At 35.7% G+C, this 11469-nt stretch carries 12 protein-coding genes and 2 pseudogenes; 10 read left to right on the top strand and 4 right to left on the bottom strand.

What is annotated here, in order from left to right; translation table 11 throughout:
• From EV203_RS12550 to EV203_RS12530, 5 genes and pseudogenes are all read left to right on the top strand, one after another.
• A pseudogene (locus tag EV203_RS12550) lies at positions 1-214 on the top strand (hypothetical protein); the annotation flags it as partial.
• A 150-nt stretch (positions 215-364) separates the two neighbouring features.
• Positions 365-805 carry a hypothetical protein gene (locus tag EV203_RS12545; protein ID WP_132040833.1) on the top strand — a complete coding sequence of 147 codons (441 nt, stop codon included), beginning with the start codon at positions 365-367 and terminating at the stop codon, positions 803-805.
• Positions 806-868: 63 nt separating this feature from the next.
• A complete protein-coding gene (locus EV203_RS12540; RefSeq protein ID WP_132040832.1) occupies positions 869-1717 on the top strand; it encodes a metallophosphoesterase in 849 nt (282 codons plus the stop codon).
• Positions 1718-1801: 84 nt separating this feature from the next.
• Positions 1802-2104 carry a hypothetical protein gene (locus EV203_RS12535; protein ID WP_011025445.1) on the top strand — a complete coding sequence of 101 codons (303 nt, stop codon included), beginning with the start codon at positions 1802-1804 and terminating at the stop codon, positions 2102-2104.
• A gap of 219 nt (positions 2105-2323) precedes the next feature.
• A complete protein-coding gene (locus EV203_RS12530) occupies positions 2324-2776 on the top strand; it encodes a hypothetical protein (RefSeq protein WP_132040831.1) in 453 nt (150 codons plus the stop codon).
• A gap of 159 nt (positions 2777-2935) precedes the next feature.
• Here the strand turns inward: EV203_RS12530 and EV203_RS14465 are convergent, their stop codons facing one another.
• The 4 genes and pseudogenes from EV203_RS14465 to EV203_RS14455 form a co-directional block, all read right to left on the bottom strand.
• Entirely contained in the window at positions 2936-3199 is a 264-nt protein-coding gene (locus EV203_RS14465; protein ID WP_278429040.1) for an ATP-binding protein, read from the bottom strand.
• Between the two features lie 98 nt (positions 3200-3297).
• The gene (locus EV203_RS14460; protein ID WP_279432266.1) at positions 3298-3498 is read right to left on the bottom strand and encodes a hypothetical protein; all 201 of its coding nucleotides are present in this window, start codon (positions 3496-3498) and stop codon (positions 3298-3300) included.
• A gap of 113 nt (positions 3499-3611) precedes the next feature.
• Positions 3612-4439 (bottom strand): 4Fe-4S binding protein, encoded by an 828-nt coding sequence (locus tag EV203_RS12520; RefSeq protein WP_041587141.1) that lies wholly within the window; start codon positions 4437-4439, stop codon positions 3612-3614.
• 263 nt (positions 4440-4702) lie between these two features.
• Positions 4703-4759 (bottom strand): annotated as a pseudogene (locus EV203_RS14455) (hypothetical protein); the annotation flags it as partial.
• A gap of 448 nt (positions 4760-5207) precedes the next feature.
• Between EV203_RS14455 and EV203_RS12510 the strand changes: the two are divergent.
• The 5 genes from EV203_RS12510 (at position 5208) to EV203_RS12485 (ending at position 11310) form a co-directional block, all read left to right on the top strand.
• A complete protein-coding gene (locus EV203_RS12510) occupies positions 5208-5864 on the top strand; it encodes a hypothetical protein (protein ID WP_132040830.1) in 657 nt (218 codons plus the stop codon).
• Positions 5861-6943 carry a glycosyltransferase gene (locus EV203_RS12505; protein WP_243700704.1) on the top strand — a complete coding sequence of 361 codons (1083 nt, stop codon included), beginning with the start codon at positions 5861-5863 and terminating at the stop codon, positions 6941-6943. Before EV203_RS12510 ends, EV203_RS12505 begins: the two co-directional genes overlap by 4 nt.
• 347 nt (positions 6944-7290) lie before the next feature.
• Positions 7291-9300, top strand: a complete 2010-nt coding sequence (locus EV203_RS12500) for a GGDEF domain-containing response regulator (RefSeq protein ID WP_132040834.1) — start codon at positions 7291-7293, stop codon at positions 9298-9300.
• A gap of 65 nt (positions 9301-9365) precedes the next feature.
• Entirely contained in the window at positions 9366-10169 is an 804-nt protein-coding gene (locus tag EV203_RS12495; RefSeq protein ID WP_132040829.1) for a response regulator, read from the top strand.
• A gap of 775 nt (positions 10170-10944) precedes the next feature.
• Positions 10945-11310, top strand: coding sequence for a hypothetical protein (locus EV203_RS12485; RefSeq protein ID WP_207910898.1), 366 nt, complete (start codon positions 10945-10947; stop codon positions 11308-11310).
• Positions 11311-11469: the final 159 nt, after the last annotated feature.

Here is an 11469-nt window from a genome sequence, read left to right as displayed (position 1 = left end):
GGTTGTCTATGCAGGAGATAAGCATATTTCAAGCACAGTTTTTTGGTTTAATCCAGCAACAACCATAGAAATTGTGAACAAAGCAATGGAAGCAGTTTTGGAAGAGTTAAATAAACGTGGTGTAGAAAAAATCGTAATGATAGAAGAAATGGTTCCTTTTGAGACTTCATGGGAAGGCGAGGGACTTTTACTGCAGATACCTGAGGATTGGTAAAAACGGCTGGGCAGATTTTAAAAAAGTAAAGATATTAGGAAATAAAAAATTATGCTGAATAAAAATGCTTAGGGCATGTGATGTGTGTTATTAATGTAGAAAAACCGAAAAGTAAGTATAGTAAATCAGTAGGAAAGGGGTGAGATAATTTTGCTTTTTAGCAGTGAACAGGTTAACAGAGGCAGGAAAATTGTAAATACTGGTATAGTTATTTTAATTCTTCTTTTGCTCGGAGATTTTACTATTAATCTAATATCTAATGGTATTAAAGGATTATCAGCAGAAAAAATCATCATTAAGGGACTGGTTTTATTCAATATATTTTTGTATTATAAGGGGAATAAAATAGCGTTTAAATTAACTATGTTTTTATTATCAATGGTTTATATTTTAGTCTCTGGTTTATTACCTGCTTATTTGGTTTGGGAATTACTGCGTGTGTTAAATGTTTTAGATGCTTTTGGTGGTGCTTTATATTTAGTTATCCTAGCAATAATTATAATAGCAGTAAACATTTTAATACTTAAAACAGGATTTTATGATGATGTTTTAGCTTTTAAAAACTACTATCAGGGAAAAATAAAAAGATGAAAATGGGCTTTTGTATCGATATAACAATGTAAATTTGTGTATTAAGATAAGGGGATAGATTTTATGAAGAGAACAAAAGTTTTGGTTTTTATTATTGTATGTATTTGCACATGGGTATTTTTGTATTTTGAAAACAATTTCATAACTGTTACAAATATCACTGTTAAATCCCATAAATTGCCTGAAGCTTTTGATGGATACAAAATAGTTCATTTATCAGACTTCCACAGTAAGGAGTTTGGTAAAAGACAGAAAAATCTTGTTAAGAAAATTGAAGATGCACAGCCAGACTTAATAGTATTTACAGGGGATTTGATTGACAGCAGTCATTTTGATGCGGAGGTCAGTTTGAAACTGATAAGACAGATTGTAAAAATTGCCCCGACCTATTTTGTGACAGGAAATCATGAATGGTGGTCAGGAAACTTTAATGTTCTGGAAAAAGTTCTAAAAGAGAATGGGGTTCATGTATTACGAAATACCTATGCCAGAATCGTTAAAGACAAAGATGAGATTTATATTATAGGAATAGATGACCCTGCGTCAACTCAAGAAATATATGAGGAAACAAAAATAGTTGAAAATGAAATTAAACAAGCGGTGAATGGAATAGAAGAAAACGAAGCATTTAAGATTCTTTTATCCCATAGACCCGAGATGTTTACATTATACAGTAAGTATGGATTTGATTTAGTTTTATCTGGACATGCTCATGGCGGACAGGTAAGGCTTCCATTTATAGGTGGATTGATTGCGCCGAACCAGGGGTTTTTCCCTAAATATACATCAGGAGAATACAAAAGAGGGAGCTGTACTATGATTGTAAGCAGGGGGCTTGGAAACAGCATTATTCCCCAAAGGATTTTCAACCATCCAGAAATTGTTGTTTTGACACTGTCAAAAGAAAAGTAAACAGGCATTTGTTTAAGGGATAGTAAAGGCAAAAGGCTGTATATTTTTTACTAATAGGTCCAATTAACTTAAAGATCCTGCTGAATGAATGGAAAAGGTAGAAATTTTTGGTTACCTGTCATATTTAATGTAATAGGGGAAATTATTGCTTTCGGGATAGAAATGACATTATTGGCTTTGTTGCCAAATGTTGATGAAGGGATAAGGGGTTTTTATAGAATAACGGGATGGCCATCGGTTATAGCATTTATAATAACAACAATATTTCTTGCTCCGATAGCTGAAAAAGCTTTTTATAGAAAAGGAATAATAAATTTCAATAGTAAAATTTTGCTTATTTTGTCATTTATTATTGGAGTTTTGCTATATGCACTGAGCATCCGCTAAAGCCTTTAGGTTTATTAAGAGCAGCTCTTTGGGATATTTCATTCACTACATTCACTATAACTTATGTTAAAACAAAGAATGTTTATATACCAATGACTGCCACATTTAATATGCAATCTTTTGGGAAATGCTATTATTCCCATAACAATTATGGCAGCTAAAACGTTAAAATACTAATCTTTTGAAACAATTTTTTTGCGAAAAGAGGGGAAAAATTTAATGAACAAAACAAAAGCAAAAGATTTCTTTTTAAGAGCAATATTGTTCATAGGTATTTTGGCAAGTGAATTCTTGGTTTGTTTTCTTGATGCATTTATTGATGGAAGAGATATTTCACAGATTGTTTCGTTTAGTAAACACTGGTATGCGATGGTATTTCACTGGGTAGTTACGCTAATAATATGGGGGACAGGTATAGCTATCGTGTATCATTGGGGCAAGGAAAATGGTGTTCTGGATGAATTATTGAGATTTAATTTTACGAAGAGAACTTCTATAATGCTTTTTATCTCAATTTTAATAGTGCTTTTAGTTTCATTTGTTGAAGCAAAAATTTTCAAAGAGTCAATACCTCAAGTCTACCAAGGATTTAAAATTTTTGTTAAAATGTATGGCAACGAGGCGTTGGTAGTTGCAATTTGTCAAATATTTATTATTTCGTTGAATCAATAATGGTTTTATTTATTGTTGCCTTCTTTCAGAGAGCAGGTGAGCTATGGTTTAAAAAAGAGAATATGCCATGGGGTGGAATTGGTCTTTCATGTTTTTTGCAAGATGTAATTCCCCATTTTTGCAAAGATTTTTCCCCAGGCACCCGTGGGGAATTTTTTATTAGCTTAACTGTTTCATTAATGATTGTTTCATCCGATAGCTTTGTCCATCAAAGATTAACAAATAACAGTGAGGTATTAACCGGTCTATTATCGCTGCAGTCATCTGCTCATCATAGAAGATATTTACCCATTCTTTCCTTGCTTCTACCAGCCTATTTACTAGTGCTGCTGTACGGAAAAACTTTACGTTGTAGCCCTTCTTACAGGCCTCTACCCCTATAGCAGTAGCAAGATGTGTTTTCCCAGTTCCCAACATTGCCATAGAAGATTAAGTTTTTCTTTTCTTCAATAAACTTGCAATCCTTTAAGTCCTTCGGAGTAAGTCCCTATGGAAATTTTATCTCGTCAAATATATAGCCCTCAAATGTCTTGAGTGTTATAAAAACCTGCGTTTTTCAAAAATCTATTCTTCCGGCTTTCTTCTCTGTGCTCCACTTCTAATCTTAAAAGCTTTAGCAAATATTCTTCATGGTTTTCTGCCTCAATTTTATCGGAGTTTTCTACTAGATTGTGACTGAGCTTTAATGCCTTGCAGTATGCAGCTATTTGCTCCTTAAACATACATCCACACTACCTTTCAAAAAAACTCTATCATATTCCGCCAAATAACAATAAAAGCAATATAATACCTATAATTTTAGAATTAAGCTTCATATTTATCTTCCTCCTTGTTATTAACTTTTATAAGGAATAATTGATTCAATTGTTACAGTATTGTTAATAGGGCACGAATACTCAGATGTACATTTAAGACATGATATACACTGGTGGTCTCTGATTATAGTTTTTTCTGAAACTTTTATATTCATTGGACAATTACGATCGCACATTTTACAATTTATGCATGTTTTGTTATTTCGCTTGATTGGGAATATCCTAATTAAATTAAAAATGCCGAGTACTGCCCCATAAGGGCATAAATATTTGCACCATGGTCGCTCTATAAAAAGTGATAAAATAATTGTAATAAATAGTATCACAATACTTCCAACTGCAATTTCACCATTCCAAAAATTAAATAATGCATAATAGGGATCAACGTCCTGGAATATGAGTTTTCCTGCTACTATTGTCGCGTATAAAACCCAAGCAAAGACAAAATAGCGTAGATATCTTAAATATTTATCGTATTTGTAGGGGACGAAATTATTAAATCGTTTTTTAAAAATTTTCTTGCCCAGTTTTCCTATAAATTCTTGAAAAGTTCCAAAAGGACAAATCCAACCACAAAATAAAGGACCAAATAATATAGCTATGATAAATCCTATTATCATTAGAACGAATGAAGATTCATGTATTTTCTGGATAAAAGTTCCTGTTGTTAGATATTGATAAATTGTTACAACTCCACCAAAAGGACATAAAGCGTGAAGGGATGCAGTTGGAATATATGGTATAGATATGCCCTTTTCAGATAGAGTTTTATTTATTGAGATTAAAAGAATCAAAATAAAGAAAAATATTTGTATCAAGGTTCTAATATGGATTTTCTTTTTATGCATTCTTATCTCTCCTTTATATTTTATTTCCACAATATCACTATAAAGATAAGGGATGATAAAAAATTGATATAAAATTGATATTTTTATGAAATTTACTCGGTCAAATCCAGATTTTTCTATGTGCGCTGCTTTACTCTTTGGTGTCAAGGATAAACTGTGGCCTGGTTTCCACATCTCCCTGATACCAAGATTTTTCTGTAGTTATTAAAGATTAGCCAGGATGGTAAAGGTACTTTTATGTGAATATTCTTCATAAAATGAATCTAATACCTTTGCCAGGTAGCTCCATGGAACTGTTTACGAATAGCCTGTACAAGACCACTGCGATGGTCGGAAACTGCTAGATCAACTCCATGTAATTTTCTTTATTTGAGCCGTGAAAAGAATTTATAGAAGCTTTTTCTGATTCACTGTCACCCAGCATAAGACCTAATACTTTCCTATAACACAAAAAAGGTAATCCAAAATTTTGGAATCTATGTTAATATTGTACTAAGCCATTTCTCATTCCTGCAGTTAGATTTTTGCCTTGCTTCTATTCTTATTTTAACTAGAGGATGGAAAGTTTCTTAACCCCTTTTTAGACAAATAAGACTTAGCTTATTCTAAATGGAGCGTATATTCGAAAAAATACCCATTCCAACTCTTGACGAAAATCCTTATTTGTAAGCAGAGAATAATTATTATCTATTCATAAAAATTATTGATTTCTGAGAAACAATATATTATAATCATACCGATAGTGTTGAAAAGAAAGAGGAAGAGTTTATGGGGAATAATAATTTCGAAAGTAGAGCAAAAGGCAGTTTTAAAGGTTTGATAGGCTTTTTTAAAAGCATAGGACTAATAATTTTCACTTTAGGTGTATGGTCGTGGATTATAGGAGCCTTTATCTGGGTTTTAGGGGCATTCGGCTGGTTTTTGCTTGCATATGTCTGGAGAAAAAATCTTTTTATACCGCAGGCTGTGTATTCCACAGCCTTTGCTTTTGTTTTGTCTCTTGGATGGGCTATTATCATTTGTGCAATTATGTTTGTATGGACCAAATATCATTATTACAGGTATTACAGGAAAAATAAAAGAAAATTAAAAATGCCGGTTTTTGAGGCGCCAATATTAGCCTGGAAAGAACTTTCTTTAGAAGCTCTAGATATAGCAAAAATTATGGAGGATAAGCAGATACCCCAGGAGACCAATAAAAGCCTGTTTGGAAATCTTACCTCTGTAAAAGAGAAAGATTATTTAGCTCCTTTTACTCCAATGATTATGAAAAAGAATTTTTGCAGTCCAAAAGGAAATATTATTGTTTCTGAAGGAGAAGAAATTACACCTGAAGTTATAAAAAGAATAGCAGAGGAAGGTCTGTACTGGGAGTTTATTCATGAAATTTCTGAATATATACCTGCAGAGGAGGAAAGTAAATGACAATATGGGAAATCATAGGATGGTATGTATTTGTTTATCCTCTTGCAATGAGCATAATCTGGACATCTGCAGGGATATATTTCTGGTGGAGGCGTGAGAAAAGTTATTCAAGAAAACCCAGTCAATGGCCGGAAGACTGGCCATCAGTTACTATTCTTGTGCCCTGCCACAATGAAGAGGTAAGTATTGCAGCAACATGCACGGCTTTACAATTTTTAAACTACCCGGATTACAGAGTAGTATTTATAGATGATGCATCCACCGATAACACAGCGAATATTATTAGAAGATTTGTTGGTTTAAATCCTAATTTTCATCTCCTGCGACTTTCTGAAAATCAGGGAAAGGCCAATGCTTTAAATATTGCCCTGTCGGTTGCGGTAACAACATCTATTACCGTGGTAATAGATGCTGATACAATTCTTTTACCAGATACACTGAAGTACCTGGTTTATCCCTTTTTAAAACAGCCAAGACTGGGAGCAGTCACTGGCAATCCTATATCTGTCAACAGGAAAAATCTTATTGAAAAGCTGCAGGCAGCTGAATTTTCCTCTATTATTGGACTTATAAAAAGATCTCAGAGAGTTTTGGGAAGGGTGCTGACTGTATCAGGATGTGTTGTAGCATTTCGAACAGAAGTTTTGAAGGAAGTTGGCGGTTTTTCACCATATACTGCGACTGAAGATATTGATATAACCTGGAAGATTCAAAAGCGTTTCTATGAAGTTTGGTTTGTGCCTCAGGCAGTAGCCCTAATACAGTCTCCAGCAACATTGAGGGAATACTGGAAACAGCGCAAGCGCTGGGCACTTGGAGGCTGGCATTTACTGCGAACTCATAAAGATATTTTTAAAAGCTGGCACTGGCGTTATTTATATCCTGTTTATTTTGACTTTGTACTGGGATACCTGTGGGCATTTTGTTTCGTCTTTGGCACTCTTTTATGGGCTATAAGCAGTATATTTTTCCATTATCCTCTGGGAATTAGTCCAATTCCAGCCTGGTATGGGGCGCTTCTTTCGGTTGCAGGAGTAATACAGATGGTGGTTGCTGTTTTTTTTGAATTACAATTATGATAGGAATTTATGGAAGATCCTTTTTTGGGTTCCCTGGTATTTTGTGTTTCTCTTTGCTTTTGGTGCGCTCACTGTGGTGTGGACAGCTCAAAGGGGCTCTTTGGAAGTTTAGCTGGGGCTGGCAAGTGGAAGAGCCCAAAAAGAGTTAAAATGGAGAAACCGGATATTCGAGGATAAAAGTGGGATATATAAAAGGTGGCAGACTTTTTAACCGGGTGAAAATAAACACTATGACAGGAAAATTTTATTGCACTTTTCAAGTGAGAAGAGTACAATAGTACTTTGGAAAATAAAAATCATAAATAATTTTTCAAAGATACTTGCAAAAAGGTTGGAGGTACCAGATGATGAATGCTTTTTACCTGAAGAAGGTCCTCATTGTAGAAGATAGCAGGCTCAATGCGCAGATAACAGCGGATATTCTGACCAGGCATGGATACGAAACAGAGATAGTCACGTCAGGCGAAGAGGCTGTTGAAAAAGCACTAAATAACATCAAAAGCCCAGACTTAATTCTTATGGACATAGAACTTAAAGGAGCAATCGATGGGATAGATGCAGCAAGAATAATTCAGCAGCATAAAGATATTCCAATTCTATTTCTTACTGCCAATGCCAGTAAAGAAATAATGGAAAAAATAAAGTCAGTTTCAGCTTATGGGTATGTTCTTAAGGGTGTAGATGAGTATGTACTCATATCTCAAATAGAAATGGCTTTTAAGCTCTATGAGGCTAAAATGCAGCTAAAAAAGAGAGAAGAGCTGTTCCGCAATATGTTTGAAAATCATGACGTAGCAATGATACTTATTGATCCACAAGCCGGACGCATCATTGATGCTAACAAAGCTGCCTGTCACTTCTACGGTTATTCCAGAGAAACTATGCTGCAGATGGACATAGAAGCTGTTATTGGCGTTTCTACCATAGATGGTGGTCAGAGGTGTTCGGAAGCTTTAAAGAAGGGCTGTAATCCCTGCATTTGCTTCCAACGGTTAGCTAACGGAGAAGAGAAATTAGTAGAAATATATTCATCCCCTGTAGATTATCAAGGAAAAACATTGATGCATCTGATTGTCTTTGACATCACCGAACAGTGGAAAGCAAAGAGAGAGCTTGAATTTTATAAAAATCTTTTTGAAGACTCACTCAATGAAATTTACATATTCCATCCGCAGACACTAAAATTCATCGCAGTAAACCGTGGAGCAAGGGAAAATTTGGGATATACTGAAGAAGAGCTTAAACAAATGACTCCTGTTGACTTAAAGCCAGAGTTTACCTTGCAAAGCTTTAAAGAACTTCTTGAGCCCCTTTTAAGAGATGAACAGAAGCAAATCGTTTTTGACACAGTGCACCGCAGAAAAGACGGTTCTTTATATCCAGTAGAAATCCATTTAGAACTTGTAGAGTTTGATAAAGAAAAAGTATTTGTAGCACTTGTGATTGATATAACAGAACGTCGAGAAATGGAAAAAGAACTGAAGGAAAGGAATGAGATTTTAAGCACCATAATGGAGTCTGCAGGAGATGCCATTATTATGATTGACGATAACGGTAAAGTAACTTTTTGGAATCCTGCGGCGGAACGCATACTTGGTTATTCAAGAGAAGAAATAATAGGAAAGGATTTGCACATGTTTATGATACAAGATATGCGACTGTACGAAGCTTATAAAGAAGCATTTAAAAAATTCCGTTTAACCGGAAAAGGAAGTATCGTAGGTAAGACAGTTGAGATGAAGACAAGGCACAAAAATGGGCATGAAATTGATGTAGAACTTTCACTTTCTGCCGTTAGAATTAAAGATTCATGGCATGCAATAGGAATTATTCGCGACATAAGCGAGCGCAAGAGATTTGAAGAACTGCTTTACCGCCAGTCCATTACCGATCCCCTTACAAATATCTATAACAGGCGCTTTTTCATGCAGATGCTGGAGCAGGAAATAGAGCGAGTAAAACGAAATAAAAAGCCCTTTTCACTTATTATGTTTGACCTGGATCACTTCAAAAACGTAAATGACCGTTTTGGGCATGCTGCAGGAGATACGGTTCTTAGAAGTGTTGCCGATACAGTAAAAAAGAGGATACGAAAAACAGATTACTTTGCACGCTGGGGAGGGGAGGAATTTATAATTCTTCTGCCTGAAACTTCCTTGAATAATGCAGCTGAACTCGCTGAAGAACTCAGAAAGAAAATAAGTGAAACAGAGCTGGACGGCATAGGAAAGGTAACAGCCAGCTTTGGTGTGACGGAATATAGAAATACTGATACTATGGACACACTTCTTCTAAGAGTGGATGGAGCGCTTTATGAGGCAAAAGGGTCAGGGAGAAATTGTGTGAAAATCGCGTAAAACATAAAATCTTTGAAAGGGGGTAGAAGAAGGGGGCTCTTTGGTAGAGCCTTGCCTCAAAGGCTATGGAGGAAGGGAAAAAAACCAAAGACATTTTGGTGGTGGATGATTCTGTACTTATACGGCTTATGGTAAAGGACATACTGGGAGGAGAAGGGTATAATGTAGTGGCTGCGGCTACTTCTGAAGAAGCAGTGCGGAAGATAAAAAGCAGAAAAGAACTGTTTGATCTAATAATTGTAGATATTAATCTGCCAGATCAGAATGGCTTCGAATTTATTCGGAACTTGAAATCAGAGGAAAAGTACAGACACATTCCTGTGATAATTTTGAGCATAGATGCTACAGTACCCTCAATTAAACGGGCAGTGGAAGCCGGTGCAGTGGATTATCTTGTTAAGCCCTTTAAAGCAGAAGAACTTGTGAAGCGGGTAGTAAAATTAGTAGGGAGTGTCAAAAAAGAAGATCGTTATCCCGAACTTAAAGACCTGCTGAAAAAAGAAGTAAACCGTGCCAGAAGAAGTAATACAAATCTCTCACTAATTCTGGCACATTGCGAAGGGAAAATAGCAGGAGAAATTTCAAAAATAGCAGGGAAGATAAGAAGTAAACTTCGCGATATAGATGCGGTATTTGAAATTAACGAGAATACTCTGGCGCTTGTTCTTCCTGTTACGGGGAGAGAAGGTGCGGAAGTTGTAGTGAAAAAGATTCAGGGCGAACTGCGTGGCAGCTGGCGTTATGCCATAAGCATATATCCTGACAATGGGAAAGATGAAGAGGAACTTATCGGTTTTGCAAAAGAAAGCTTGATGAAGGAAGAATCAAATTCATCTCAGGAAGATGATAAAGAAAAAGAGGAAAAATAAAGGCAATTGGACTTAAGAAGATATTCATAGTACCAGAAAAGAAGGAATTTGAAGAAATATGTAGAAATAAATAATACAGGCTGGGAAATTGAACTTTGTAAAAGGCAAAAGGATCCAGGCAATTGCACGAAAAACAGGTAAAACGCAGGGTGGGTCAATTTAAAACCGATGAAAATGAATCAATTTTAATCCGCTATTGACAAGGGGATATACAAATACCTTGTGACAGAGGTTGATGGGAAGCCTATTTTGCTTGGTCTACAGATGGAAAAGAAAATTACAAGCTTTACAACGACCCTCCTGGTAATTTAGGGTTTATATATTACTATGAATTTGTAGATTACAAGGATAAAATATTTAAAAATACCATTGAATACTACTATTCTCCCAGATACAAATACTATTTTGAGGATGCCAAAATAAAAGAACTTGCCTGCGACCATCATCCTAATACACCTTCAGGTTTAGGACTTTGTGGAAGCTTGTTAAATCCATTAAAGAGGGAAGAGGCTCTTTTCTGGCTTAAAAATGCCAATATGGACTATGGGCTTTTGGCAGAGAGTTTTGACAAAGACACAGGAAAGGCTAAAACTGGGGTAGGATTTGCAACTGGTGCAGGATATCTTGCCATGGCACTTTATAAAAATACTTTTTGAGAAGTGGAATAGATAAAAGTAGTGTTTGCCTTATTAAATAGAGATTCTTTAATAAATAAATAGGAAAGGAGATGGCTAGATCTTTATATAATAGATGAATTTAAGCAAGGAAAATAAAATTGAGGAGGAAGAATAAGGTGAAGAGGGCTTTCTTCTACCGGGGAAGCCTAATTGGGGCACTCTGGGGTACTTTGAGTTATGTCATCCTCGTGGTACCGGCGATCAGGGAAACCATCCGCGGTTATTTGGGCTACAATATGACCTATCTGCTCCTATTTTTGCCATCTGCGTGGGTGGTACCTATTTTCGGTAATTGGGATGTTCATGGCTTCTGGGGCGCTGCCTTACCACTTGGGGCGAGTATCGCAGCAGGCGCCATTGCCGGAGCTTTTGTTGGAACCATTTTTTTCAGAAGTGATAGTCTTGCGACTTTAGTAATTAAGTGTATCTATAGAAAAAAATGGGGTTATTTCAGGAGAATATAGCTTACATGACAGAATCCCGGCACTCTTGAAGAATTAAAAGTTTTTTCTACGCTTTTTGGCGAAGGGTCAAGTCCAAATTTTTGTGTAGAATTCCTCTGGTTAGACATTCATGATGCAATAAGCATCACCAGCAGAGGATGAAAATACTCATAAAATCTA

It is taken from the genome of Caldanaerobacter subterraneus (assembly GCF_004345675.1).
GTDB lineage: Bacteria > Bacillota > Thermoanaerobacteria > Thermoanaerobacterales > Thermoanaerobacteraceae > Thermoanaerobacter > Thermoanaerobacter subterraneus.
The sequence above is the reverse complement of the archived record's forward strand: the minus strand, read 5'-3'. Positions and strand labels throughout refer to the sequence as shown.

What these genes read in the sequence shown, in the direction of transcription:
- EV203_RS12540 (WP_132040832.1), top strand. Translation starts at nt 869, where the DNA reads ATGAAGAGAACAAAAGTTTTGGTTTTTATTATTGTATGTATTTGCACA.
- EV203_RS12535 (WP_011025445.1), top strand. Translation starts at nt 1,802, where the DNA reads ATGAATGGAAAAGGTAGAAATTTTTGGTTACCTGTCATATTTAATGTA.
- EV203_RS12530 (WP_132040831.1), top strand. Translation starts at nt 2,324, where the DNA reads ATGAACAAAACAAAAGCAAAAGATTTCTTTTTAAGAGCAATATTGTTC.
- EV203_RS14465 (WP_278429040.1), bottom strand. Translation starts at nt 3,199, where the DNA reads ATGGCAATGTTGGGAACTGGGAAAACACATCTTGCTACTGCTATAGGG.
- EV203_RS14460 (WP_279432266.1), bottom strand. Translation starts at nt 3,498, where the DNA reads ATGTTTAAGGAGCAAATAGCTGCATACTGCAAGGCATTAAAGCTCAGT.
- EV203_RS12520 (WP_041587141.1), bottom strand. Translation starts at nt 4,439, where the DNA reads ATGCATAAAAAGAAAATCCATATTAGAACCTTGATACAAATATTTTTC.
- EV203_RS12510 (WP_132040830.1), top strand. Translation starts at nt 5,208, where the DNA reads ATGGGGAATAATAATTTCGAAAGTAGAGCAAAAGGCAGTTTTAAAGGT.
- EV203_RS12505 (WP_243700704.1), top strand. Translation starts at nt 5,861, where the DNA reads ATGACAATATGGGAAATCATAGGATGGTATGTATTTGTTTATCCTCTT.
- EV203_RS12500 (WP_132040834.1), top strand. Translation starts at nt 7,291, where the DNA reads ATGAATGCTTTTTACCTGAAGAAGGTCCTCATTGTAGAAGATAGCAGG.
- EV203_RS12495 (WP_132040829.1), top strand. Translation starts at nt 9,366, where the DNA reads ATGGAGGAAGGGAAAAAAACCAAAGACATTTTGGTGGTGGATGATTCT.